Below are 25,144 nucleotides of genomic sequence, written 5' to 3'. Positions count from 1 at the left end.
CCGCAGGCGCCGGCCGTACGGCGGCAGCCGCTCAGGGGCCCGGTCCACCACCACGGTGGGCCGGGCCCCTCGGCGTGTCACAGCCGGTGGGCCGCCCCGGCGGGCGTCGCCCCGCGGGTGTCGAGCAGCAGCTGGGCCTTGACCGACAGGCCCTGGAGGTCGTACGTGCGGTGCGGCTGGAGGAGGACCGTGAGGTCGGCGCCGGCGGCGGACTCGTGGAGGGAGTCGGCGCGGGGGACCGGGCGGTCGAGGACGGTCCAGCGGGGGACGTACGGGTCGTGGTACGCGATGTGGGCGCCCAGCTCCATCAGGCGGGCGGCGATCTCGCGGGCGGGGGCGCCCTCCTGGTCGCCGATGTCGGGCTTGTAGGTGACGCCGATGAGGAGGATGCGGGCGCCGCGGGCGGACTTGCCGTGCTCGTTGAGGAGGGTGGCGCAGCGCCGGGCGACGTAGCCGGGCATCCGGTCGTTGACCTCCTGCGCCAGCTCGACCATGCGCAGCGGGTAGCCGAGGGAACGGCCCTGGTAGGCGAGGTAGTTGGGGTCGACGGGGGCGGCGTGGCCGCCGACGCCGGGGCCGGGGCGGAACGCCTGGAAGCCGAACGGTTTGGTCTCGGCGCAGCGGATGACGTCCCAGAGGTCGACGCCGATGTCGTGGCAGAAGACCGCCATCTCGTTCATCAGGGCGATGTTGAGGTGGCGGTAGTTGGTCTCCAGGAGCCCGGCGGTCTCGGCCTCGCGGGGGCCGCGGGCGCGGACGACCTTGTCGGTGAGGCGGCCGTAGAAGGCGGCGGCGGCTTCGGTGCAGGCGGCGGTGAGGCCGCCGATGACCTTCGGGGTGTTGGCGTAGCCGTGGGTGCGGTTGCCGGGGTCGTGGCGCGGCGGGGAGCAGGCGAGGTGGAAGTCGCGGCCGGCGGTGAGCCCGGAGCCCTCCTCCAGCAGGGGGCGCAGGAAGTCCTCGGTGGTGCCCGGGTAGGCGGCGGATTCGAGGATGACGGTGGTGTGCGGGCGCAGCCGGGCGGCGAGGGTGCGGGCCGCGTCGGCGACGGCGGTGAGGTCGAGGGCGCGGTCGGCGCCGAGCGGGGTGGGGGCGCAGATGACCGCGGTGCGGACCCGGCCGAGGACGGCGGGGTCGTCGGTGGTGCGGAATCCGGCCGCGGTCAGCCGCCGCAGTTCGGTGGTGGTCAGCGGGCCGTCGGGGGCGGTGAGCGGGGTGGCGTGCGGATCGGGGGCGTAGCCGACGGTGGAGACGCCGGCCGCGGTGGCGGCCTGGGCGAGGGGGAGGCCGAGGTGGCCGAGGCCGATGACGGCGAGGTCTGCGGGCATGCTGCTGCGGCCCTTCCCGAGCGATTCCGATTGACGCATAAGTAGACTAAGCCGACATTTCCCGCAGAATGGGAATTGGTGGATCAAGGTGGCGGGGTGTTGCCGCCGGTGGCGGCAGGGGGGAGTGAGGGCAGCCGACGCGGACAGAATCGACCGACGGGGGTGTGGCCCCGATCACAGTGGGAGGCAGTGGTGAAAACAGCGACCCTGGGACCGGTGCAGCGCGCCGAGGCGCTCGCCCGGATGGCGGAACGGGAACTCGACATTCTGGTGGTCGGCGGCGGTGTCGTCGGCGCCGGAACCGTCCTGGACGCGGCGACCCGCGGGCTCGCCACCGGGCTCGTCGAGGCACGGGACTGGGCGGCGGGCACCTCCAGCCGCTCCAGCAAGCTCATCCACGGCGGACTGCGGTATCTGGAGATGCTGGACTTCGCGCTGGTACGGGAGGCGCTGAAGGAGCGCGGGCTGCTGCTGGGGCGGCTGGCCCCGCATCTGGTGAAGCCGGTGCCGTTCCTCTACCCGCTCCAGCACCGCGGCTGGGAGCGCTTCTACGCCGGCTCCGGTGTGGCGCTCTACGACGCGATGTCCCTCTCGTCCGGCCACGGCCGCGGACTCCCCGTCCACCGGCACCTCTCGCACCGGCGGGCGCTGCAGGTCGCGCCCTGTCTGCGCAAGGACGCGCTGGTCGGGGCGTTGCAGTACTACGACGCGCAGATGGACGACGCGCGGTTCGTCGAGACGCTGATCCGCACCGCCGCCTCGTACGGCGCGCAGGTCGCCAACGGCGCGCGGGTGGTGGACTTCCTGCGCGAGGGCGAGCGGGTGGTCGGCGCGCGGGTCGAGGACGTCGAGTCGGGCGGTACGTACGAGATCCGGGCCCGGCAGATCGTCAACGCCACCGGGGTGTGGACCGACGACACCCAGGGGCTGATCAACGAGCGCGGGCAGTTCCACGTCCGCGCCTCCAAGGGCATCCACCTCGTCGTCCCCAAGGACCGCATCCACTCCACGACCGGGCTGATCCTGCGCACCGAGAAGAGCGTGCTCTTCGTCATCCCCTGGGGACGGCACTGGATCATCGGGACGACCGACACCGACTGGGACCTCGACAAGGCGCATCCGGCGGCGTCCAGCGCCGACATCGACTATCTGCTGGAGCATGTGAACTCCGTCCTCGCCACGCCGCTGACCAGGGACGACGTCGAGGGCGTCTATGCGGGGCTGCGGCCGCTGCTGGCCGGGGAGTCGGACGCGACGAGCAAGCTCTCGCGCGAGCACACGGTGGCGCACCCGGTGCCGGGGCTGGTCGTGGTGGCCGGCGGCAAGTACACGACGTACCGGGTGATGGCGAAGGACGCGGTGGACGAGGCGGTGCACGGGCTCGACCAGCGGGTCGCGGAGTGCGTCACCGAGGACGTACCGCTGCTCGGCGCCGAGGGGTACAAGGCGATGTGGAACGCCCGGGCCCGGATCGCGGCCCGCTCCGGGCTGCACGTCGCCCGCGTCGAGCATCTGCTGAACCGTTACGGCTCGCTGACCGAGGAGCTGCTGGAGCTGGTGATCGCCGATCCGACGCTGGGTACGCCGCTGACCGGCGCGGAGGACTACCTCCGGGCCGAGGTGGTCTATGCCGCCACCCACGAGGGCGCCCGCCACCTCGACGACGTACTGACCCGGCGCACCCGCATCTCCATCGAGACCTTCGACCGCGGCACCCGCTGCGCCCGCGAGGCGGCGGAGCTGATGGCTCCGGCGCTGGGCTGGGACGCCGCGCAGGTCGACAAGGAGGTCGCGCACTACGAGAAGCGGGTCGAGGCGGAGCGGGAATCGCAGCGCCAGCCCGACGATCTGACGGCCGATGCGGCACGGCTGGGCGCGCCGGACATCGTCCCGCTGTGAGGGCGTGACGGCCTCGGAGCGGCGGGGACGGACGCGGCGCGGGCGGCGGCCCGGGGTGCGCCCGTCCCCGCCGTGGGCGTACCGGTGCCCGCCCCCGGCTCCGCCTTCGGGCAGAACTCCGCGGTCAGGATCGCGTCGGCGTCCGCCCGGGGGCCGGGGGCGTCGGTGTTGAGGTGGTAGCTGACGAGGTGCCGGCCGTCCGCGGAGGCGGCGGTGCGGGCGTACGAGCCGTGGATGTCGCCGTTGTGGCCCCAGACGGTCACCCCGCAGGGCAGCCGGGTGGCGTAGATGCCGAGGCCGTAGACGCCCTTGGTGGCGTGCTCGTCGCGGAGTGCGGCCAGCTCGTGCGGGGGCAGCAGCCGGCCGCCGAGGAGGGCGGCGAAGAAGCGGTTGAGGTCGTCGAGGGTGGTGATCATCTCCCCGGCGGCCCCCGCCCAGCTGGGGTTCAGCTCGGTGGCGTCGATCTGCCGGTGGCCGGTGCGGAAGTAGGCGCGGCCGTGCGGGCGGGGCAAGGTGGCGCGGGTCCCGGGGAAGCTGGTCCCGGTCAGGCCGGTGGGGTCGAGTATCCGGCGGCGGATCTCTTCGGCGTAGCGGCGGCCGGTGACCGCCTCGACGATCAGGCCGAGGACGACGTAGTTGGTGTTGGAGTAGGCGTAGCGGGCGCCGGGGGCGGCGGCCGGTGGGTGGCGCAGTGCGCGGCGCAGCAGCTCGGCGGGGGTGTGGGTGGCGTAGCGGTGGCCGGCGAAGGCCGGGCCGGTCAGGTGGAGGGCCGGGTCGTCGGTGTAGTTGAACAGGCCGCTGGTGTGGTCGAGGAGCTGGCGGACCGTTACCCGGGAGAGCGGGGCGAGGCCCGTGCGGGACAGGCCCGGCGGCGTCCGGTGGCCGGTCGTCAGGAGCCGGGCCGCGGAACCGTCCAGGGTGAGCCGCCGCTCCGCGGCGAGCTGGAGGATCACCGTGGCGACCAGCGTCTTGGTGAGGCTGCCCGCCCGGAAGCGGTCCTGGCGCTCCATGGGGCGGCGGGTGCGCAGATCGGCGACGCCGGCGGTGGAGAAGCGGGCGGCGGCGGCCTCTCCGTCCCGGGTGACCAGGGAGGCGGCGCCGGGGGCGCCCGCGGCGACCAGGGCGCGCAGTGCGGGCGCCGTGGTGTCGGGCGGCCGTCGCGCGGGGGCCGCGTCCGGTGTGCGGGGCGGCGCCCCGCAGCCGGTGAGCGCCAGGCAGGAGAGGACGAGGAGCGCCGCCAGGAGGGGGCGCGCGGTGGGCGGGCGGCGGCGCGCGGGAGGCGCGGGCGGGCGCCGGAGCACACCCGCGGGGGCGGGGCGCGGCCGTTGCGTCGTCATCGGGGGTCCCGTCCTTCGGGCCGTCATGGCGGGTGCGCGCGGCACTGTACGTCACGGCCCCGGGCCTTCCGCACCCTCGCGGATGAGAGAGAATGAAGGCTCTGCCAGGGTGGGTTGTCCGAGTTGGGCCAGTTTGGCGCCGATGGGAATCGGGGCCGCCAACTCGGCTGGATTGCAGAGGGGATTCAGTGGGCGACGAGGTCGAGATGGACGGCAAGGAGGGCAGGCTGCTCGCCGGCCGGTACCGGCTCGCCGGAGTCCTCGGCCGCGGCGGCATGGGCACCGTCTGGCGGGCGCGCGACGAGGTGCTGGGCCGTACGGTCGCGGTCAAGGAACTGCGCTTCCCCGGCGGTGTCGAGGAGGACGAGAAGCGGCGCCTGATCACCCGCACGCTGCGGGAGGCCAAGGCGATCGCCCGGATCCGCAACAACGGCGCGGTGACGGTCTACGACGTGGTCGACGAGGACGACCGGCCGTGGATCGTCATGGAGCTGGTCGAGGGCCGCTCCCTCGCCGAACTGGTGCGCGACGACGGTCCGCTCACCTGGCGCCGCGCCGGTGAGGTGGGCCTCGCCGTCCTCGACGTGCTGCGCGCCGCGCACCGCGAGGGCATCCTGCACCGCGATGTGAAGCCGTCGAACGTCCTGATGTCGGACGACGGCCGGGTCGTGCTGACCGACTTCGGCATCGCCCAGGTCGAGGGCGACCCGTCGGTGACCTCCACCGGCATGCTCGTCGGCGCCCCCTCGTACATCTCGCCGGAGCGCGCCCGCGGCCACAAGCCGGGCCCGCCCGCCGACCTGTGGTCGCTCGGCGGTCTGCTGTACGCCTGTGTCGAGGGCGTGCCGCCGTACGACAAGGGCTCCGCCATCGCGACGCTGACGGCGGTGATGACCGAGCCGCTGGAGCCGCCGAAGCACGCCGGACCGCTGGCGGACGTCATCTGCGGGCTGCTGGTCAAGGACCCGGACGGGCGGCTGGACGACGCCGGGGCGCGGGTGCTGCTGGAGAAGGTCCTGAGCACGCCGGAGAAGCCCGAGCCGCCGCTGGACGCGACGCGGGCGATGGCGCTGCCGGTGGTGCCCGAGGAGGCGGCGGCGCCGCGCCCGGCGGCCCGGCCGAAGCCCGCACCCAAGCAGGCCAAGCCCCGGCAGCGGAAGCCGAAGCAGGCGCCGGCCGCCGGTGCGGCCGCCGCCGCACCGCAGGCCCCGGCCGCGAAGGCGGCGCCCGCGGCACCGGAGAAGCCGTCCTCCGCCGCGGGCGGCGGGCCCGCCAAGGCCGCGGGCTCCGCCCGGCCGGGCTTCGACAGCGAGGCGGCCAAGGAGCGGATGCGCGGCGCGCTGAAGACGGTACGGGCCGCTGCCGCGTCGGCCGCCTCCTCCGCGGCGTCGGCGGCGTCCGCGGCCCGCTCCGGCTCGGGCGCGGGCTCCGGTGCGTCCGGTGCGGGCGGCGGGCGGGCGCCGCGGGCGTCGGTCACCGATGTGGTGCCGCGCCGCACGCTGATCATCATCGCGGTCGTCGCGGCGCTCGCCGTCGTGGCCGCGATCCTCGGGTTCGCGCTCTCCGGCGGCGACAGCGGCAACGGCGCCGCGGCGGGCCGCGACATCGAGGCGACGGCGGCGCAGACGCACGCCTCGCACGGCGGCGGCGCGCCCGACGGCGGGAAGTCCACCCCGTCCGACCAGGCCCCGACGACGCCCGGCGCCGGTGACGACGGCAAGGACGGCAAGGGCAAGGACGACAAGAAGGACGAGCTGCCCGCCGGGTACGCGAAGGTCACCAACGGCGACTTCCACTTCCGGGTGGCGATGCCCAAGGGCTGGCACCGTACGGGCACCGCGGGGCAGAACTCCGGCGCCATCTTCAGCAAGAACGACGGCTTCCCGCGCATCCAGATCGACTACAACGCCTCGCCCGGCAAGGACGCGGCGGCCGCCTGGCGGCAGGCGGAGCCGGCGGTCAGCAGCTCGACGCCCGGCTACCACCTGATCGGCATCAAGTCCGTGCAGTGGCGGGACTACCCGACGGTCGCCGACTGGTCGTTCACCCGCACCTCGCACGGCCAGAAGGTCCGGGTGCTCAACCGCGGCTTCCGGGCGGACGACGACCACGGCTACGCGATCATGATCACCTGCAAGGCGGACGCCTGGTCGGGCGATGAGTGCAAGAAGCTGCGGGACACGGCGTTCAAGACCTTCGCCATCAAGGACTGATGACGGACCGTCGGCTCGGAGCCGACGGACCGTGAGACGTTCGCCCGGAGCGGGCCGCAACCGCCGCTCCGGGCACGTATCGTGAGATTCACAAGGCTGTTCGGGCCCGCGTGGTGCGGGTCCGGGTGCGGGCGGCCCGGGCGGGCGTCCGCGGGGGATGCGGCGCCGGTGCGGTGGTGGCGCGGCACATACGCAGGGAGGCGTCGTGGAGCGGTACGCGGGGCGGATGCTCGCGGAACGTTACCGCCTGCCGCTGCGGCCCGGCGGTGCGGACGGCGCCACGGTGCTGCGCGCCCTCGACACCTACAGCTCGCAGGAGGTGCTGCTCCGTCAGCTGCCGCTGCCCGAGGTGGTGGAGGCGGAGTTCGCCGACGCGGCGCCGGGCGGTCGGGCCGGGCCCGGGGCGGCGCGGGAGGCGGCACACGATCCGCGGGACCCGGTCGTGCGCCGGGCGTTCCTGGCGGCGACCCGGGCCGCGGAGCTGCCGGACCATCCGCTGCTCGACCAGGTCTTCGACGTCTTCGTGGCGGAGGGCGCGCTGTGGATCGCCGGTGAGCTGATCGCCGCCCGCCCGCTCGCCGCGCTGCTCGCCGAGGGACCGCTGGCACCGCAGCGGGCCGCCGAGATCGGCGCGGACGTCCTCACCGCACTGCGCACCCTGCACGCCCACGGCTGGGTGCACCGCAACATCACCGACCGTACGGTCCTGATCTGCGACGACGGCCGCGCGGTGCTGAGCGGCCTGGCGGCCGGCGCGGCCCAGGAGGCGCTGTGCGGCACGGAGGCGATGCCGCTGCCGGCCCCGGTACCGGCTCCGACGCGGGGGCCGGAGGTGGCGGAGGCCGCGGGGAAGCCGGGCGCCGACGCCACCGAGGACGGCGCCGTCACGGAGTCCGGCGGCCCGGCCCCCGCGGATTCACCCGAGGCCCCTGCCCCTACGGGCCCCGCCCCGGCGCTCCCCGCGATCCCTGCCCCTGCGGGCCCGGCCCCGGCCGACGCCGCCCGTACGGGTTCCGCCTCTGCGGGCCCCGACCCCACGGGTGCCGCTCCCGCCGGTGCCGGGCTCGTCGCCGGGCGGGTGCGGGAGATGCGGCTGGCGCTGATCGGGCCGGTCGTCGAGCGGTGGGCGCCGGAGCAGGCGGCCCCGGCCGGGGCCGGTACCACTTCCGCGGTGGGGACGGGCACCGACCTGTGGGCGCTCGGCTCGCTGCTCTTCCGCTGTGTGCAGGGCCATCCGCCGTACCCGGAGGAGGACGCGGCGGAGCTGGCCCGGATGGTGTGCGCGCACCGCCCGGCACCGGCCGGGGCGTGCGGCCCGCTGCGGCCCGCCGTCGAGGCGCTGCTCGGCCCGGACCCGGCCGCCCGGCCCGCGGTGGGCCCGCTCCTCGCCGTGCTGCGCGAGGTGACCCGCGGTGCGACCGAACCGGAGCTGGACAGCGGGCTCGTCACCCTCCCCGCCCGCGGCGCGGCCGACCCGCGGCGGCTGCCGGAGGTCCGGCGCAGCGGCGAACTGGTCCGCAAGGGACGCCCGGGTCGCGGCGCGGCGCCGAAGCCCGCCCCGGCGCCCAAGCCCGCCCGGGCCCCGAAGCCGTCCGGCCGGAAGGCCCGCGCGGCGGCAGTCGGCCACCACGAACCGCCCGGCCTCGCCGCGCCCGCCCCGGGCCGGCCGCCGAAGCCGCCGCGCGCCCGCGGGCCGCGCCATCTGGGCGTGCTGCTGCTGGCGCTGGTCCTGCTGCTGATGGTCGGTGCCGTGGCGGGCGTCGTGCTGTTCCTGCCGAAGGCCGGCGAGGAGGCCCGCGACCGTAAGGGGACCGGCACCTCGGGCGCGCCGTCCCCCACGGCCACCGTCCCGGACGACGCCCGCGGCGCCCCGCCCGCGGGCAGCCCGCAGACCACCACCCCGGCCGGTCTCGCCACCGGCTTCGCGGTCCGTAAGGACCCGGCCGGTTTCCAGATCGCGGTCCGCGAGGACTGGCGGCGCCGGGGCCGGGACGGGCACGACCGGATCCGCTACACCGGCGGTGACTACGAGCTGATCGTGGTGCCGGGCCGGGACACCGTCGCCGCGTTCGGCGCCGATCCGATGGCCTACCAGCAGGACAAGGAGCCGGAGCTGGCGGCGTACCGCGCCGCCTCCTGGGCGTCCGCGTCCGGGCTGCGGCGGATGGACGTCGGGCGGACGGCGATGGCCGAGGGCGGCTTCAGCTGGAAGGACACCAGTGGCCGTGAGGTCTACGTCCGCAACCTCGCCATGATCCACCAGGGCCGTTACCACCTCGTCCAGGTCATCGGCCCCCAATCCGGCAGCCGCACCGTCGACCGCCTCTACGACCAGGCCACGGGCTCGTACCGCCCCAACTGACGGAAAGCACCGCCTTCTTACGGACCGGCCCTCGCTCCCGGGGGCCGGTCCGTCGCGTGTGCGCGCCCGCCTCCCGAGCCTTGTCGCCCTCGTGCGCCCGGAGCTAGCCTCATATCTGACGGAGCATCAGATCTGGCGGATCGGGCAGCGGGTCCGGCCGGTCCGGGTGAGGGGATTCCGGTGGAACTACCGCGCATCATCAGCGTCGACGACCATGTGATCGAGCCCGCGCACCTCTTCGAGACCTGGCTGCCGCGCCGCTACCGCGAGCGTGGCCCCCGGCCGCACACCGCCGGCATCGGCGAGCTGGCGTACACCGGCGGCAAGTACGTCATCACCATGGACCCCGACGGACCGCCGACCGATTGGTGGCTCTACGAGGACCTGAAGTTCCCGTACAAGCGGAACATCGCCGCCGTCGGCTTCGACCGCGACGAGATGACGCTGGAGGGCATCACCCGCGAGGAGATGCGGCGCGGCTGCTGGGACCCGACGGCGCGGCTGGCGGACATGGACCTCAACCACGTCGAGGCGTCGCTCTGCTTCCCGACCTTCCCGCGCTTCTGCGGCCAGACCTTCGCGGAGGCGCGGGACAAGGAGGTCGCCCTCGCCTGTGTGCGCGCGTACAACGACTGGATGGTCGAGGAGTGGTGCGGCGACAGCGGCGGGCGGCTGATCCCGCTCTGCCTGATCCCGCTCTGGGACATCGACCTCGCCGTCGCCGAGATCCGCCGGAACGCGGCGCGCGGGGTGCGCGCCGTGACGTTCTCCGAGATCCCCACCCATCTCGGGCTGCCGTCGATCCACTCCGGCTACTGGGACCCGTTCTTCGCGGTGTGCGAGGAGACCGGGACCGTCGTCAACATGCACATCGGCTCCAGCTCGCAGATGCCCGCCGCCTCTCCGGACGCCCCGCCCGCCGTCCAGGCGTCGCTCTCCTTCAACAACGCGATGGCGTCGATGATGGACTTCCTCTTCAGCGGCGTGCTCGTCCGCTTCCCGCGGCTGAAACTGGCCTACAGCGAGGGCCAGATGGGGTGGATCCCGTACGCCCTGGAGCGCGCCGACGACGTTTGGGAGGAGCACCGGGCCTGGGGCGGGGTGCGCGAGCTGATCCCCGAGCCGCCGTCCACCTACTACTACCGGCAGATCTTCTGCTGCTTCTTCCGCGACCGGCACGGCGTCGCCTCGCTCGATGCCGTCGGGCGGGACAACGCGACGTTCGAGACCGACTACCCGCACGTCGACTCGACCTTCCCGCACACCAAGGAGGTCGCCCTCGACCATGTGAAGGGGCTCGACGAGGCGACCGTGTACAAGCTGATGCGCGGCAACGCCATCCGCATGCTCGGCCTGGACCTGGACCGGTAGGCCCGGCCGTGGACCTCACGTACACGGACGAGGAGGAGGAGTTCCGCGCCGGACTGCGCCGCTGGCTCACCACGGCGCTCCCGGCGCTCCCGCCGCCCCCCGACCCGCACGACTGGCCGGGCCGCCGCGCCTACGACACCGCCTGGCAGCGGATGCTGTACGACGCCGGGTACGCGGGGCTGCACTGGCCGGCCGACGCGGGCGGGCGGGGTGCCACCCCGACCCAGCATCTGATCTTCCTGGAGGAGACCGAGCTGGCCGGGGCGCCGTACGTCGGGGCGAACTTCGTCGGGCTGCTGCACGCGGGGCCGACTCTCGCCGCCGAGGGGAGTGCGGCGCAGCGCGCCCGCTGGCTGCCGCCGATCCTGCGCGGCGAGGAGATCTGGTGCCAGGGCTTCAGCGAACCGGACGCCGGATCGGACCTGGCCGCGCTGCGCACCCGGGCGGTCCGCGACGGCGACGACTACGTGGTGACCGGCAGCAAGATCTGGACCTCGCACGCCGAGGTCGCCGACTGGTGCGAACTCCTGGTCCGCACCGACCCGGACGCGCCCCGCCACCGCGGCATCACCTGGCTCGCCATGCCGATGGACGCACCCGGCGTGACCGTACGGCCGCTGCGGACGCTCGCCGGGTCCACCGAGTTCGCCGAGGTCTTCCTCGACGAGGTCCGCATCCCGGCGGCGCACCGGGTCGGGGCGGAGAACGACGGCTGGCGGGTCACGATGGTGACGCTCTCCTTCGAGCGCGGCACCGCCTTCGTCGGCGAGGTCGTCGCCTGCCGCCGGGTGCTGGGCGCGGTGGCCCGCACCGCACGGGAGAACGGCCGCTGGGACGACGCGGTGCTGCGGCGGCGGCTGGGACGGCTCGCCGCCGAGTTCACCGCGCTGTGGCGGCTCACCCAGTGGAACGTCGGCGCCGCGGAGCGCGGCGGCGGGGTGCCGGGCGCCGGCGCCTCCGTCTTCAAGCTCCGCTACTCCCACGCCCGTCAGGAGCTGTACGACGCGGCGGCCGAGGTGCTGGGCGCCGGGGCGCTCGACACCGACCACGAGTGGGTCGCCGCCCGCCTCTCCTCCCTCTCGTACACCATCGCGGCCGGGACCTCGCAGATTCAGCAGAACATCGTCGCCGAGCGGATCCTCGGCCTGCCGAAGGGGCGGTGAGAGGGGCCGTGGACTTCCAACTCACCAAGGAACAGGGGGAGTTGCGGGACGGGATGCGGGCGCTGCTGGCCGGGCGGTTCGGTCCGGAGCGGCTGCGCGCGGCCGTCGCACAGCCGGCCCCGGACCGCGCGCTCTGGCGCGAGCTGGGCGCGGCCGGACTCTTCGCGCTGCGGCTGCCGGAGGCGGACGGCGGCGTCGGGCTCGGACTGCCCGAGGCGGTATTGCTCTTCGAGGAGACCGGCCGGGCGCTGCTCCCCGGCCCGCTGCTCGCCTGCCATCTGCTGGCCGGACGGCTCGACGGCGTCGCCACCGGGGAGCGCCTCGTCGGCCTGACCCAGGCGCCGGGCGGGCCGGGGCTGTGGGAACACCCGGACGACTGCGCGGAGCTGGTGGTGCTGCCGGACGGCGCGGACGGGCCCGTACGGGTGTGCCGGCCCGCCGCCGCGGCGGATGCCCCGCGCCCGTCCTCCGTCGATCCGCTGACGCCGCTGGCCCGGGTGCCCGCGGGCGCCGGGCGGGCGCTGCCGGGGCCCGCGGTGGACGTGCGCCGGATGCGCCGGGAGGCGGCGCTGCTCACCGCCGCACAGCAGCTCGGCAGCGCGGCGCGCACGGTTGAGAAAGCCGTGGCGTACGCCCGCGTCCGCGAGCAGTTCGGGGCGCCGATCGGCGCGTTCCAGGCGGTGAAGCACCTGTGCGCCGGAATGCTGGTACGGGCCGAGACGGCGCGCGCCGCGGTGTACGCGGCGGCGGTCACCGAGAGCGAGGACGAGACCTGCGCGGCGAAGCTGCTCGCCGACGACGCGGCGGTACGTAACGCCCGCGACTGTCTGCAAGTGCACGGTGGCATGGGATTCACCTGGGAGGCGGAGATCCATCTCCACCTCAAGCGCGCATGGTGGCGCGCGGAGTGCTGGGGCGGCGCACGGGAGACGGAGGAACGCCTGGCGGCCGGCCTGCTGACCGGATGATGTCCGGAGCAGACGCAAGGCATGTCAGCTTCTTGCAGCCGATGCGCGAAATGTCGGTTCCGGTACGCAGATTCGGTCACGGAGCGTCGATATCGGATGGTGTCCTGAGCGTGACTCGTCACACGGGGGAGTTGGCGGTCCGCTCGGGTACGCTCGCTCGGGTGCGAGTGGTTCTGTGGCGCAATGATCACGGTGCCGTCGGTGAGACGGCTCCGGGATACGGAGTGCGCCGCCCTCGCAGTGGACGCGGAAGTCGGTTTCCGCGTGTTCGACTCCCCGAAAAAGTGCGTCGCACAGTATGCAACACGCATACTCCCTTGCGCTGGAATATGCCCGAAGCGCTTGTTGCCGTGACGGAACGTCAACCATGCTGGGAGTCGGTGAGGTCACGCACCGTGACCTCGTGGAGGCGCAAGGCGAAGTTTCCGCCGGTTCGGATGGTGTGAGCGGTGCAGGTGCTTCAGGTGCAGTTGGAGGTACGCCCCGACCCCGCTGAGGTGGGGCGGGCCCGGCGGTGGGCCAGGTCGCGGCTGGCCGGGTCGGGGATAGGCGTCGACGAGTCGCTGTCCGAGACGTTGATCCTGCTGATCTCGGAGCTGGTCACCAACGCCGTGGTCCACACGGGCACCGGCGCCGTGCTGCGCATGTCCTTCTCCGGCTCCGGCGCCGTGGTGGGGACGGTGCGGGTGGAGGTCGCCGATGCCAGTGCCCGGCCGCCGCGCCCCCGGCACGCCGACGGCGAGGACACCCACGGCCGGGGCCTGGAGCTGGTCGACGGCCTCGCCGACCGCTGGGGCTGGCAGCCCGAGGGTGCCGGTAAGCGCATCTGGTGCGAGGTGGACCGCGCACAGCCGCTGCCGTTCGCCCCGCAGGGCCAGGACGCCTCGTACACCCCCGGCTCCGCGGCGTCCGCCGCGTACCGCATCACGCACCACGCCGTCTGACCGCCGGGCCGCCCACGGGGCGTGGCCCGGGCGGCGGGCGGCGGTGCGCCGTTCCGGCCTGCGCCGTTCCGGCCTGCACTGTTCCGGCCTGCGCCGGGCCGGTCAGAGCAGCGCGACGGGGGCCACGGGGGCGCCCGTGCCGCCGGTGAAGGGTTCGGCGACGGCGGACAGCAGGAAGGTGTGGCGGCCCAGCTCCGCGCAGGTCGCCGACAGCTCCTCCAGATTCCAGTTCTGGCCCTGGAGCATGCCCATCTCCACGAGGTGCAGCGCATGCACCGCCATCCACAGCCCCTCGATCTCCGGCGGGAAGATCTCGAACGTCAGGGTGTCGTTGGCGACCGCCGCCACGTCCCGCTCGTGGAACCACCGCGGCGTACGCACCGACAGCCCCGGCGACGGGAACGCGTACGCCGCCCGCTCACCCGCCAGATAGCGCCGCAGCTGCCCGGTGCGCACCAGCACCACATCGCCCGCCCGCACCCGGGTCTTCGCCAACTCCTCGGCCGCGTCCAGGTCTTCGGGGGTGACGGCGTGGCCGTCGGGCAGCCGGTCGGTGCCGTGGGCGCGGGCCACGTCCAGCAGGACGCCGCGGGAGACGACGGGCGGCAGCTTCTCGGTGCCGAGGGCGGTGGCCCCGGCGTGGGCGGTGACGGCACCGGCGGGGCGTCCGTTGTAGAGCCGCCCGGAGTGTGAGACATGCGTCAGGCCGTCCCAGTGGGTGCCGGCCTGGAGCCCCATGGTGACCACGTCGTCCGAGGTGGCGACGGTGTCCGGGCCGAACAGCTCCTGGTTGACGGCGGTCATGGTGTGCAGCGGGTTGATCCGGCCGGGGATCGCGCCGGTCTGGACGCCGTCGTGGCGCAGCGGCAGTGCGAGCGGGACGCGGTGGCCGCCGCGGACCTCCGCGGCGGCCGCCCGGACGGTCTCCCCGGTGATCAGGTTGAGGGTGCCGATCTCGTCGTCCGGCCCCCAGCGGCCCCAGTTGTTCACCTGGCGGGCGAGGTCGTGGAATTCCTGCGGCAGCGGCACGGGGCCCTCCCGGGCGGGTTCGGCCCGGGGGCTTGTGTTCGTCCCGGGACTGCTCAAAAATCTAACGATCCGTCAGAAACTTGGGGAGGGGCACGGCATGGGCAACTTCTTGGCCGGCAAGGTGATCGCCGTCACGGGGGCGGGGCGCGGCATCGGCCGGGCGGTCGCCCTCGCCTGCGCCGCCCACGGCGCCCGCGTCGTCGTCAACGACTACGGCGTCTCCATCGAGGGCGGCGAGCCGAGCAGCGAGGTGGCGGCGGCGGTCGTGCAGGAGATCACCGCGGCGGGCGGCGAGGCGGTCGCGGTCGCCGACGACGTCGCGACGATGGCCGGCGGACAGCGGATCGTCGACACCGCGCTGGAGCGCTACGGGCGGATCGACGGCGTGGTCTGCGTCGCCGGCATCCTGCGCGAGCGGATGCTCTTCAACATGACCGAGGAGGAGTGGGACCCGGTGGTCGCCACCCACCTCAAGGGCACCTTCACCCTCTTCCGCGCCGCCTCCGCCGTCATGCGCAAGCAGCGCTCCGGCACCCTCATCGGCTTCACCAGCGGCAACCACCAGGGCAGCGTGGCGCAGGCCAACTACGCCTCGGCGAAGGGCGGCATCATCTCGCTGGTGCGCAGCGCCGCGCTGGGACTGCACAAGTACGGCGTGACCGCCAACGCGGTGGCGCCCGTCGCACGCACCCGGATGTCGGCGAACGTGCCCATGGAGCTGACGGAGATCGGCGAGCCCGAGGACGTCGCCGCGTTCGTCGTCTACCTGCTCAGCGACCGGGCCCGGGAGGAGAAGATCACCGGGCAGGTCTACACCGTCGCCGGCCCCAAGATCGCCGTCTGGGCCCAGCCCCGCGAGGTGCGCGCCGCCTACAGCGCCGACGGCTGGACCCCGGAGAAACTGGCCGACTCCCTGCCGGCGACGGTCGGTACGGACCCGATGCCGATGCTGGCGCAACTGGAGGCGATGGCGGCCGCGGCGGCCAAGGGGGAGCGGCCCAACAGCTGAGGCCGGTACGGGTGCGGGGCGGCGCGCGGGACAGGACGGACGGGGCGGCGCGCCCGCCGCCCCGCGGCCGTGCCGCCCACCCTGCCCGTCCCGCCCGTCTCCCGCCCCGGTCCGGGCGGCCGATCCACGGAGGTTGTGATGAGAGGCGTCATCTTCGACGGTGAGAAGCCCCGGGTCGTCGACGACCTGGAGGTGCGCGACCCCGGGCCCGGTGAGGTGCTGGTCGCCGTCCGGGCGGCCGGACTGTGCCACAGCGACCTCTCGGTCATCGACGGCACGATCCCCTTCCCGGCGCCGCTGGTGCTCGGGCACGAGGGCGCCGGGGTGGTCGAGGCGGTCGGCCCGGGCGTCGGCCATGTCGAGCCGGGGGACCAGGTGGCGCTGTCCACGCTGGCCAACTGCGGGGCGTGCGCGGAGTGCGACCGGGGGCGGCCGACGATGTGCCGCAAGGCGATCGGGATGCCCGGCACACCGTTCCGGTGGCGGGGCGCGCCGCTGTACCAGTTCGCGTCGAACTCGGCGTTCGCGGAGCGCACCGTCGTCAAGGCGGTCCAGGCGGTGAAGATCTCCCCGCACATCCCGGCGGCGTCCGCGGCGCTCATCGGCTGCTCGGTGCTGACCGGCGTCGGCGCGGTGCTCAACCGCGCCAAGGTGGACCGCGGCGACTCGGTGGTGGTCATCGGCGCGGGCGGCGTCGGCCTCAACGTCCTCCAGGGCGCCCGGCTCGCCGGCGCCTCGGCGATCGTCGCGGTGGACGCCAATCCGGCGAAGGAGGCGAGGGCCCGGCAGTTCGGCGCCACGCACTTCATCGACGCCTCCGCGGTGCCCGACAGCGTCAAGGCGGTGAAGGAGGTGCTGCCGACCGGCGCCGACCACGCCTTCGAGTGCGTGGGCTCCACCCGCCTCATCCGGCAGGCGGTGGACCTGCTCGACCGGCACGGCCAGGCGGTGCTGCTGGGCGTCCCGCCCGCCACCGCCGAGGCGTCGTTCCTGGTGTCGTCGATGTATCTCGACAAGGCGATCCTGGGCTGCCGCTACGGCTCCGCCCGCCCGCAGCGCGACATCGCCCTCTACGCCCGCCTCTACCGCGAGGGCCGCCTCCTCCTCGACGAGCTGGTCAGCGCGGTCCACCCGGTGGAGGAGTTCGCCCGGGCGGCGGACGACGCCCACCACGGGCGGGTGGCGCGCGGGGTGCTGGTCTTCCCGGAGTGAGGCGCGCGGCGGGGGCGCGGGCCACCCGGGTCCGCGCCCCCGCGCTCACGCCTCCCGGAAGGTCCCGAAGGCCCCGCGGTGGAAGAGGAGCGGGCCACCGGCCGCCGCCGTCGCGTCCGTCCCCAGGGCCTCGACCCGGCCGACGACGACGAGGTGGTCGCCGCCGGTGTGCACCGCGTGGACGGTGCAGTCGATCCAGGCGGGTACGGCGTCGAGGCGCGGCGCGCCGGTCACCGGCGCGGGCGTGTGCCGCACCCCGGCGAACTTGTCGGCCCCGCTGACCGCGAACGCCCGGCACAGCGCGCCCTGCCCGGCGCCCAGCACGTTGACGCAGAAGACCCCGGCGCGGGCGATCCGCGGCCAGGTCGTCGACGTACGGGCGACCATGAACGTCACCAGCGGCGGGTCCAGGGAGAGCGAGGCGAAGGACTGGCAGGCGAAACCGGCCGGTCCGGCGCCGCCCTCCGCCGGGGCGGGCGCGGTGATCACGGTGACGCCGCTGGCGAAGTGCCCCAGGGCGGCGCGGAAGGCGGCCGGATCGCACGGCGCGCGCTCGCCGTCGCGGACCGCCCGCAGCGGTCTACGGGGTGCGGTGGCCGGCGCGTGCGCCGCGGTCGTGGCGCCGGTCGAACGCAGATAGCGGACGGCCGCGGCCGCCATTCCCGCATGTCCCATCATGACTTCATTGAAACTGACGCATCGTCAGATGTGAAGCGTTCCGGTGCGCCATGAGGTGCTGTGGAAAAGGGAGTTGACCCTCACGGGTGGTTTGACGGACCCGGGGCGGCGAACGCCGGGCAATTTCGGACGACGGCCCGCGACGGCCTGATTTGCTGCCCACCGTGCGGGTAGCGTCCACCCCGGCCGCGACCGTGACCGAGTAACGGGGGAGGGTTCCGGTACATGGCCGATGTGATGCCGTCATCTTCCGCGTCCGCCGCATCACCGACCTTCGACGACGTCTTCTGCGGGCTGCTGCCGCGCCTCTACCGGCGCGCCGTGATGCTGGCGGGCTCGCGCCACTCCGCGGAGGACGTGGTGCACGAGACCTACCTCAAGCTCGCGCAGCGCCCCCAGCGTTTCCTCGCCCATCCGGAGCCGTACGCCTATGCGTTCACCACCGCGCTCAACATCGCCCGCGACGCGTACCGCAGGAACGGCCGGCAGGTGCCGGTCGACGCCGTCGAGGGGTTCGGGGAGGAGGCCGCACCGGCGGACTCCGCGGGGTGGGACGGCGGTCTGGAGCGCCGCCACGCCGAGCTGGAGGCGGTGCGGATGCTGGGCATGCTCACCCACCGGCAGGCGGGCGTCGTCATCCTCGTCGACCTCGACGGCTACACCCTCGACCAGGCCGCCAAGATCTTGAAGGTGCACCGCGGAACGGCCGCCCGGCACCGGGCCCGCGCCCTGGACAGGCTCCGCGCCCACCTCGTTGAATCGGCCCGGGGACGGGCGGGGAGGTGAACGGCACGGTGGACACGGGACGCCCGCACGACAACGCGGCCGCCCACGGGGGCGGACCGGGCGGCGGCGGGCCGGGCCGCACGGGCGGGCCGGACGGCGGCGGTGGGGACGAGGACGCGGTGGCGCTGCTGCGGGAGCGGTTGCGCCGCGCCGACGAGGCGATCGGGGTGCCCCCGGGGCTGTGGGCGCGCGTGCGGGAGACGCCGTCCGAGCGCCGCACCGCCCCGCTCGCACGGCGCCGCCGGCCGTATGCCACGGCGTTCGTGGTCGCCGCGGCGGTGGCGGCGGTGGCGCTGGGCGTGTGGTGGGCGGTGCGCCCCGGTGCCGCGCCGCCGCGTCCGGCCGCACCCCCGACCGTCCCGGTGGCGGTCTACAACACCGAGCCGGTCTGCCGCGGCAGCCACACGCTGGAGTGCGCACTGCGGCTGGCCAAGGACCCGTACCGGCGCTACGCCGACCGCGACAACGCCGCCGGGCGGGTCTGGCACGGCGACGTCCTGGCGGCCCGCTGTGTGGTCACCGACGGCGTCATGGTCCGCGACGAGCAGGGCCTGACCTCCACCCGCTGGTACCGCGTCGGCACGGCGCGGGGTGTGGCGGGCTGGCTGCCCGGGGTGCGGACCCGCAACACCCGCGAGGTGCCGGTGTGCACCGCGCGTGAGAGCAAGCTGTGACACGGCTCACCCAGGGCGGTGTCATACGGATCGGGAGGCCCGGCCGTATGAGGGGTGCCGGGTCCGCACTGCACGGGAGAGCAGCGATGAAGGTACGAGCCATGTTCAACGGAGCCGTCGGCGCCGGGGTCCTCACCGTCGGACTGCTGGGCGCGGCGGGCGCGGTCACGGCGTCGGCGGACGGCGACGACGCACCGGCCGCGGTGGACCGGGTGGTTCCGGTCCAGCCGGGACCCCCGGGGGACGGGCCGCCGGGCCCCGCCGTGCCGCGGGTCCCGGCCCAGCGCACCCGGTAGGGCGCGTCAGCGACCCCGGTAGACGGGGGTGCGGCGGTCCACGAACGCGGCGACGCCCTCCTGGGCGTCCGCCGTGGTCAGGGTCAGCTCCTGGGCGGTGGCCTCGGCGGCGAACGCCGCACCGCGGTCGCCGTCCAGGGAGGCGTTGACCAGCTGTTTGGTGAAGGCGAGCGCCCTGGTGGGGGCGGCGGCCAGCCGGTCGGCCCACTCCCGGGCGCGCTGCGGCAGCTCGTCGTCGGGGACCACCCGGTTGACCAGGCCCAGCCGCGCGGCGTCCGCGGCGGGCAGCGCATCGCCGAAGAACATCAGCTCCTTCGCCCGCTGCGGTCCGATCAGCCGCGGCAGCAGATAGGCGCCGCCGCCGTCCGGCACCAGACCGCGGCGGACGAACACCTCGATGAACCGCGCCGATTCGGCGGCGAGCACCAGATCGCAGGCGAACGCCAGATGCGCGCCGAGCCCGGCGGCGGTGCCGTTGACGGCCGCGAGCACCGGCTTCTCGCAGTCCAGCACCGCCCCGACGAGCCGCTGCGCCCCGCCCCGGATCAGCCGCGCCACATCCCCGGCCACCCGCTCCCCGGACCCGCCCGCGCGGGGGGCCCGCAGGTCCGCCCCGGCACAGAACCCCTTGCCCCGCGCGGTGATCAGCACGGCCCGCACGGTCGGGTCGGCGGAGGCTTCCGCGAGCCGGTCGATGACGCGTTCGCGCTGGTCGGGGGTGAGGGCGTTATGGGCTTCGGGCCGGTTGAGGGTGAGCGTGGCGACGCCGTTGTCAGTGGTGTGCAGTATCAAGGAATCCGAGGCACCGGCCGCCGCGGTGGACGCGTCGGCGGCGTAGGGGGAATCGGAGGAGAAGGGGGCGGAGGTCATGGGGGCGTGGCTCCTGGGTGCGTGGGTGCGGTGGCTGCCGGCGCTGCTCCGGTGGAGGCCGGGTGCGAGAGGCGGCGGTACGGGGGCGGGCCGGGCGTGCGGTACGCGGCCCGGCCGCGACGGGCACGGGCCGGTGCGGTGCGGACGTGGGCCGGTGCGGGGCCGGTCAGTGGCAGACGGCGAGCGCGTCCAGCGCCACCGCGCCCTGCCCGCGGGGGAGCACCACCAGCGGGTTGATGTCCAGCTCGGCGAGGCCGTCGTCGAGTTCGAGCGCCATCCGCTGGACCCGCAGCACCACCTCCACCAGCGCATCGACGTCCGCCGGCGGCGCGCCCCTGACCCCCTCCAGCAGGGCGTGGCCGCGCAGTTCGCCGAGCATCGCGCGGGCCTGCTCCTCCCCGAAGGGCGGCACACCGACCGCGACGTCCTGGAGCACCTCCACCAGCACCCCGCCGAGCCCGACGGTCACCGTCGGCCCGAAGAGGCTGTCGCGGGTGACGCCCACGACCATCTCGACACCCCGCTCGATCATCTGGCAGACCAGCACCCCGTCCAGCGGCACGCCTTCGCAGCGGGCGATCTCGGTCAGCTCGCGATAGGCGTCGCGGACCTGGCTGGCGGAGGTCAGCCCCACCTTGACCAGGCCCAGTTCGCTCTTGTGCGCCAGCTGCGGCCCGGACGCCTTCATGACGACGGGGTAGCCGACCAGACTCGCCGCCCGCACCGCCGCCGCGGCGCTGGTCACCAGCTGCTCGCGCGGTACGCGGATGCCGTACGCCCGCAGCAGTTGCTTCGCCGCGTGCTCGCTGAGCCGGGTGCCCGGGCGCAGCAGGGCGCGGGCCTTGCGGGCGGACGGCGAGAGGGCGCGCGGGGCGTCGTCGAAGGGGGAGCGGTAGCCGGCCGTGAAGCGGTGGTGGCCGAGGTAGGCGCGGACGGCGGTGACGCAGTTGCCGAAGGTGCGGAAGGTCGCCACCCGCGAGGAGCCCAGCAGCGTGGAGCGGTACGCCTCCTCGGTGCCGACGGGCGAGCCCCACACCACGCACACCAGCTTGTCGGTGCGCTCGGCGGCGGCCACGAGGTCCCGGGCGAGCTTGTCGCTCATCGGCGGGAACGGCCCGGTGATCGGGCAGATCAGCACGCCGATGGACGGGTCGTCGAGGATCGCGTCGATGATCTTCGGGCCGCGCTCGTCACCGACCGGGTGGCCGCCGTTGTCGATCGGGTTGGCGACGTTCAGGTAGTCGGGTATCCACCGGTGCAGTTCGGTCTGCTTGGCGTCGGAGAGGACGGGCAGCCGCAGCCCCGCGGCGGTCGCCAGGTCCGCGAAGTGGGCGCCGGTGCCCCCGGAGATCGAATAGACCGCGACGCCTTCGGCGAGCGGCTCACGGGCCCGGGCCAGCAGCGCCGCGGTGTCCTGGAGTTCGTCCAGCCCGTCCACCCGGATGACGCCGAACTGCCGCATCGCCGCGTCGATGACGCCGTCCGCCCCGGTGAGTTTGCCGGTGTGGGAGGCGGCGGTGCGGGCGCCGGTCTCCGTACGGCCGACCTTCACGGCGACGACGGGTACGCCCGCGCGGGCGGCGTGGTCGGCGGCGAGGAGGAAGCTGCGGCCGTCCTTCAGCCCTTCCACATACGCGGCGATGGCGCCGACCTCGGGACGGGAGGCGAAATAGGAGAGGAAGTCGGCGGTCTCCAGATCGGCCTCGTTGCCGGTCGGGGCCCAGTGCGAAAGGCGGATGCCCAGTTCCTGGAGGGCGAAGACCGGGCGGCCCTGGTGGCCTGACTGGGTGATCAGGGCGATGGCCGGTCCGTCGAGGTCGTCGCGGAACGACTCGAAGGCGTTGAGGTTGGTGTTCGGCCCGAGCAGCCGGACGCCGGAGCGCCGGACGGCGTCCGCGAGGCGTTCCTGGGCGGCGGCGCCGTCCGCACCGGTCTCGGCGAAGCCGGAGGCGAACGCCACCGCGAACTTCACTCCGGCCGCGGGGAGTTGTTCGATGACCGGCACCGGGTCGGCGACGAGCAGCACCGCGAGGTCCACCGGTTCGGGGAGGTCGGCGACGGTCGGATGGCAGGTGCGGTCGAAGACGGTGCGCCGTCCGGGGTTCACCGGGTGCAGCCGGGCGCCGACGCGGTCGGCCCAGGCGATCAGCTGCCGGGTGATGCCGGTGTTGGGGCGGCCTTCGCTGTCGGACGCGCCGACGACCGCCACCGACGCGGGCCGGAAGAAGCGGTCCAGGTCGGGTACGGCCGCGGACAGCGGGCGGCCGCTGACGTCGAGGTCGGCCGCGGGTCCGGGGCGTCCGTCGCCGGTCGGGGCGACCGTGCGGTGTGCGGTGTGGGGTGGTTGCTCCCCGCAGGCCACGACGCGGGCCGGGCGGGAGTGAGTGCTGAGGGTGCCGTGAGTCGATCCAAGCATCGCAGTCGCCCGCTCCTCTGTGACGGCGGCTCTCCGTGCTGACGCGCGGTCAGGTTACTGGAGCTGACGGTCTGTCAGGAATGGGGCTGCACGGGAAAGGTTCCGATGGCCGGGTGCCGTATGGCCGAAGGGGTAACTCCCGCCTCGTTCCGGCCTCTTGCGCGTCCGTGTCCGGATCGGCTGAACTGGCCGGGCCCGTAACTGACGTAGCGTCAGGTACGGCCAGGGCTCTTCGAAGGAGGGTGCGCGCGATGCAGACGATCTGGCTCGGCGGGGCCGAATGGCTCGCCGTGCTCCGTATCGGCCTCGGCCTGTGGTGGCTGGAGAGCTGGCGGCACAAGGACAAGAAGGCGTGGTGCGCGCGCGGCACCGGCATCGCCTGGGCCGCGGACGTCGCCGCCAAGCACCGCTGGCGTGCGGTGCGGCGGGGGTTCGACGCGGTGGTGCGGCCGTACCCGAAGACGATGGCGTACGTCGTCGTGTACGCGGAACTCGCCCTCGGGCTCGGGCTGGTGCTCGGCTTCCTCACACCGGTCGCGCTGGTCGGCGGGGCGCTGCTCAACCTTCTCTACCTGGTCCTGATGATCCACGACTGGGCGGAGCAGGGGCAGAACGGCATGATGGCGCTGATCTCGCTGGTCGGCCTCTTCGCGCTGTGCGGCCAGGCGTGGTCGCTGGACGCGGCGCTGGGACTGTTCCGGTGACGGGCGGGGCGGCGGACGGGAGGCGCGCGGCCCGCTTCGATCTGCCGGAGACCGATGCGTTCACCCGCCCGTACTGGGAGGCGGCCGCGGCCGGGCGGCTGCTGCTGCGCCGGTGCCGGGCCGAGGGGTGCGGCGCGGTGCACCACTATCCGCGCGAGTTCTGCCCGCACTGCTGGAGCGAGGAGGTGGAGTGGGAGCGGGCGAGCGGCCGCGCCATGCTCTACACCTGGTCGGTGGTGCACCGTAACGATCTGCCGCCGTTCGGCGAGCGCGTCCCGTACGTCGCCGCCGTGGTGGAGCTGGCCGAGGGGCCCCGGATGATGACCCAGGTCGTCGACTGTCCCGCGGCCGGGCTGCGGATCGGGATGGCGCTGCGGGTCGCGTTCCGGAACATCGGGTCGGGGGAGGGGGCGTCCGGGGAGGGGACGGACGTGGTCATTCCGGTGTTCCGGCCGGCGGCGGGCGCCGAGAGCTGAGGCGCCTGCCCCGCCGACCGGCCCGGCCCGCCGCCCTCCTCGGCATGGCAAAACTCGGTGGAGCGGCGCCGCGGGCCCGGGCATCCTGTGGCGATGCAGATCCAGATCCGAGAAGCCACCGCCGCCGACTGGCCCGCCATCTGGGCGTTCTTCCGTCCGATCGTCGCCGCCGGCGAGACGTACACCTACCCGCGCGACATCGACGAGGCGAGCGCACGGGAGCTGTGGCTGCTGCGTCCGCCGGGGCGGACCGTCGTCGCCGTGGACGAGGCGGGCACGGTCCTCGGCTCGGCGAAGATGAACCCCAACCACATGGGCGCCGCCGACCACATCGCCGGCGCCAGCTTCATGGTGGACCCCGGCCGCGGCGGCCGGGGCGTCGGACGGGCCCTGGGCGAGCACGTCCTGGCGTGGGCGCGCGCCGAGGGGTACCGCGCGATGCAGTTCAACGCGGTGGTGGAGACCAACACCGGCGCCGTGGCCCTGTGGCGCTCGCTCGGCTTCCGGATCCTGGCCACCCTCCCGGCGGGCTTCCGCCACCCGACCAAGGGCTATGTGGGCCTGCACATCATGTTCCGGGAGCTGTGACGGCGCATCCAGCGGTTCCGCTTGTCAGGCTTCCTCGTCAGGGGCCCGGCCGCTCTTCGTCCCGGCGCCGCCGACCCTGGTCGGCGTGGCGTCCGGGGCGAACGCGTGGCGGAAGGTGAAGGCGTGCGGCGTGGCACCGTGGCCGTGGAGGTGCTCCAGCCGGGCAACACCGTCCCGCCAGGTGGGTATCGCGCCGTCGGGGACCCACCAGAAGACATGACCCGGGTGTTCCGACCGCTCGAACCAGTCGTGGCGCCTGTTCAGCGCCGCACGGTGCAGGCCGGTGTAGAGGGCGTCGAAGGCGGGGCGCAGGTCGGTCCAGAGCGAGAGGGTCGCGGCCAGGGCGATGGTCTCCACCGTACGGCCCTTGCCGTACCAGGCCGGTACGGCGAACTCGCCCCAGGCACCCCAGTCCAGGTCGAAGTGTGAGCCCTGGCCGCCGGGCGCCGCTTCGGCTCGGGCGAGATAGCCGGGGTGTTGGCCGATCGTCCGGTAGACGGCGTCGGCGCCGTCGTGGAACTCGCGGGTGAGAGGTGCGGGGTCGGCGAGGGGCGACTTCAGGACGCCGAAGGTGTACAGCGTAAGATGCGGCATGCGTCTCTCCCTGGTCGGGGCTGCCTGGTGGGGGCACGGTTCGGTGGCTCATGCAGAGGTCCGTGGGGCGTGGCCGGCTCATCCCGTCGCGGACGGCCCGGCCTGGAGGGACCCCGGTGCGGCCGTGGGCGGCCACCGAGGACGAGGTGAAGGTAGCCGCCTCCGCGCGCCTTGTCGACGTTGCGTTTTCCCTGCTCAAGTGCCCTCCTGACAGGGCACGTTGCGGGAAT

General features: G+C 74.4%; 22 protein-coding genes. 15 read left to right on the top strand and 7 right to left on the bottom strand.

Features of this window, described 5'->3' with window-relative positions; translation table 11 throughout:
• Positions 1-77: 77 nt before the first annotated feature.
• Positions 78-1,325 (bottom strand): nucleotide sugar dehydrogenase, encoded by a 1,248-nt coding sequence (locus ACZ4U4_RS11055; RefSeq protein WP_467871637.1) that lies wholly within the window; start codon positions 1,323-1,325, stop codon positions 78-80.
• A gap of 192 nt (positions 1,326-1,517) precedes the next feature.
• On the opposite strand from ACZ4U4_RS11055, the gene ACZ4U4_RS11050 reads away from it, so the two are divergent.
• Positions 1,518-3,224 (top strand): glycerol-3-phosphate dehydrogenase/oxidase, encoded by a 1,707-nt coding sequence (locus ACZ4U4_RS11050; protein ID WP_467871634.1) that lies wholly within the window; start codon positions 1,518-1,520, stop codon positions 3,222-3,224.
• Here the strand turns inward: ACZ4U4_RS11050 and ACZ4U4_RS11045 are convergent.
• Positions 3,122-4,561, bottom strand: a complete 1,440-nt coding sequence (locus ACZ4U4_RS11045; protein WP_467871632.1) for a serine hydrolase domain-containing protein — start codon at positions 4,559-4,561, stop codon at positions 3,122-3,124. The two genes, ACZ4U4_RS11050 and ACZ4U4_RS11045, sit on opposite strands and share 103 nt — an antisense overlap.
• Before the next feature lie 188 nt (positions 4,562-4,749).
• On the opposite strand from ACZ4U4_RS11045, the gene ACZ4U4_RS11040 reads away from it, so the two are divergent.
• From ACZ4U4_RS11040 to ACZ4U4_RS11015, 6 genes are all read left to right on the top strand, one after another.
• Positions 4,750-6,774, top strand: coding sequence for a serine/threonine-protein kinase (locus ACZ4U4_RS11040; RefSeq protein ID WP_467871630.1), 2,025 nt, complete (start codon positions 4,750-4,752; stop codon positions 6,772-6,774).
• 205 nt (positions 6,775-6,979) lie between these two features.
• Positions 6,980-9,136 carry a protein kinase gene (locus ACZ4U4_RS11035; protein ID WP_467871628.1) on the top strand — a complete coding sequence of 719 codons (2,157 nt, stop codon included), beginning with the start codon at positions 6,980-6,982 and terminating at the stop codon, positions 9,134-9,136.
• 174 nt (positions 9,137-9,310) lie between these two features.
• Positions 9,311-10,507, top strand: a complete 1,197-nt coding sequence (locus ACZ4U4_RS11030) for an amidohydrolase family protein (protein ID WP_467872101.1) — start codon at positions 9,311-9,313, stop codon at positions 10,505-10,507.
• Positions 10,508-10,515: 8 nt separating this feature from the next.
• On the top strand, positions 10,516-11,670 hold the full coding sequence (locus ACZ4U4_RS11025) for an acyl-CoA dehydrogenase family protein (protein WP_467871625.1): 1,155 nt from the start codon (positions 10,516-10,518) through the stop codon (positions 11,668-11,670).
• An 8-nt stretch (positions 11,671-11,678) separates the two neighbouring features.
• Positions 11,679-12,638: an acyl-CoA dehydrogenase family protein gene (locus ACZ4U4_RS11020; protein WP_467871623.1), complete on the top strand. Its 960-nt coding sequence runs from the start codon at positions 11,679-11,681 to the stop codon at positions 12,636-12,638.
• A 449-nt stretch (positions 12,639-13,087) separates the two neighbouring features.
• Positions 13,088-13,582, top strand: coding sequence for an ATP-binding protein (locus ACZ4U4_RS11015; RefSeq protein ID WP_467871620.1), 495 nt, complete (start codon positions 13,088-13,090; stop codon positions 13,580-13,582).
• A gap of 102 nt (positions 13,583-13,684) precedes the next feature.
• On the opposite strand, the gene ACZ4U4_RS11010 is transcribed toward ACZ4U4_RS11015, so the two are convergent.
• Positions 13,685-14,611, bottom strand: coding sequence for a cyclase family protein (locus ACZ4U4_RS11010; RefSeq protein ID WP_467871618.1), 927 nt, complete (start codon positions 14,609-14,611; stop codon positions 13,685-13,687).
• Between the two features lie 97 nt (positions 14,612-14,708).
• Here ACZ4U4_RS11010 and ACZ4U4_RS11005 point away from each other — a divergent pair, with 97 nt between their 5' ends.
• Positions 14,709-15,620, top strand: coding sequence for an SDR family oxidoreductase (locus ACZ4U4_RS11005; RefSeq protein ID WP_467871615.1), 912 nt, complete (start codon positions 14,709-14,711; stop codon positions 15,618-15,620).
• A 138-nt stretch (positions 15,621-15,758) separates the two neighbouring features.
• Entirely contained in the window at positions 15,759-16,832 is a 1,074-nt protein-coding gene (locus tag ACZ4U4_RS11000) for an alcohol dehydrogenase catalytic domain-containing protein (protein ID WP_467871612.1), read from the top strand.
• 45 nt (positions 16,833-16,877) lie between these two features.
• Here the strand turns inward: ACZ4U4_RS11000 and ACZ4U4_RS10995 are convergent, their stop codons facing one another.
• A complete protein-coding gene (locus tag ACZ4U4_RS10995) occupies positions 16,878-17,510 on the bottom strand; it encodes a flavin reductase family protein (protein WP_467871610.1) in 633 nt (210 codons plus the stop codon).
• A gap of 225 nt (positions 17,511-17,735) precedes the next feature.
• On the opposite strand from ACZ4U4_RS10995, the gene ACZ4U4_RS10990 reads away from it, so the two are divergent.
• From ACZ4U4_RS10990 to ACZ4U4_RS10980, 3 genes are all read left to right on the top strand, one after another.
• Positions 17,736-18,296: an RNA polymerase sigma factor gene (locus tag ACZ4U4_RS10990; RefSeq protein WP_467871607.1), complete on the top strand. Its 561-nt coding sequence runs from the start codon at positions 17,736-17,738 to the stop codon at positions 18,294-18,296.
• Between the two features lie 8 nt (positions 18,297-18,304).
• On the top strand, positions 18,305-18,970 hold the full coding sequence (locus ACZ4U4_RS10985; protein WP_467871604.1) for a hypothetical protein: 666 nt from the start codon (positions 18,305-18,307) through the stop codon (positions 18,968-18,970).
• Positions 18,971-19,071: 101 nt separating this feature from the next.
• Positions 19,072-19,266, top strand: coding sequence for a hypothetical protein (locus ACZ4U4_RS10980; RefSeq protein WP_467871602.1), 195 nt, complete (start codon positions 19,072-19,074; stop codon positions 19,264-19,266).
• Positions 19,267-19,272: 6 nt separating this feature from the next.
• Here ACZ4U4_RS10980 and ACZ4U4_RS10975 read toward each other — a convergent pair whose 3' ends face one another.
• Positions 19,273-20,058 (bottom strand): enoyl-CoA hydratase/isomerase family protein, encoded by a 786-nt coding sequence (locus ACZ4U4_RS10975; protein WP_467872098.1) that lies wholly within the window; start codon positions 20,056-20,058, stop codon positions 19,273-19,275.
• A 244-nt stretch (positions 20,059-20,302) separates the two neighbouring features.
• On the bottom strand, positions 20,303-22,552 hold the full coding sequence (locus ACZ4U4_RS10970) for an acetate--CoA ligase family protein (protein ID WP_467871599.1): 2,250 nt from the start codon (positions 22,550-22,552) through the stop codon (positions 20,303-20,305).
• A 251-nt stretch (positions 22,553-22,803) separates the two neighbouring features.
• Between ACZ4U4_RS10970 and ACZ4U4_RS10965 the strand changes: the two genes are divergently transcribed.
• The 3 genes from ACZ4U4_RS10965 (at position 22,804) to ACZ4U4_RS10955 (ending at position 24,320) form a co-directional block, all read left to right on the top strand.
• Positions 22,804-23,256, top strand: a complete 453-nt coding sequence (locus tag ACZ4U4_RS10965) for a DoxX family protein (protein WP_467871597.1) — start codon at positions 22,804-22,806, stop codon at positions 23,254-23,256.
• Positions 23,253-23,732, top strand: a complete 480-nt coding sequence (locus ACZ4U4_RS10960) for a Zn-ribbon domain-containing OB-fold protein (protein ID WP_467871594.1) — start codon at positions 23,253-23,255, stop codon at positions 23,730-23,732. The genes ACZ4U4_RS10965 and ACZ4U4_RS10960 overlap by 4 nt, the downstream gene beginning before the upstream one ends.
• 93 nt (positions 23,733-23,825) lie before the next feature.
• Positions 23,826-24,320 carry a GNAT family N-acetyltransferase gene (locus ACZ4U4_RS10955; RefSeq protein ID WP_467871591.1) on the top strand — a complete coding sequence of 165 codons (495 nt, stop codon included), beginning with the start codon at positions 23,826-23,828 and terminating at the stop codon, positions 24,318-24,320.
• A gap of 24 nt (positions 24,321-24,344) precedes the next feature.
• Here ACZ4U4_RS10955 and ACZ4U4_RS10950 read toward each other — a convergent pair whose 3' ends face one another.
• Complete coding sequence (locus ACZ4U4_RS10950; RefSeq protein WP_467871589.1) at positions 24,345-24,914, bottom strand: DUF3291 domain-containing protein; 570 nt, start codon at positions 24,912-24,914, stop codon at positions 24,345-24,347.
• Between the last annotated feature and the right edge of the window lie 230 nt (positions 24,915-25,144).

The organism is Streptomyces sp. NPDC029159 (assembly GCF_055564055.1).
Note: the sequence above shows the minus strand (reverse complement) of the source record. Positions and strands in the feature narration are given on the sequence as shown.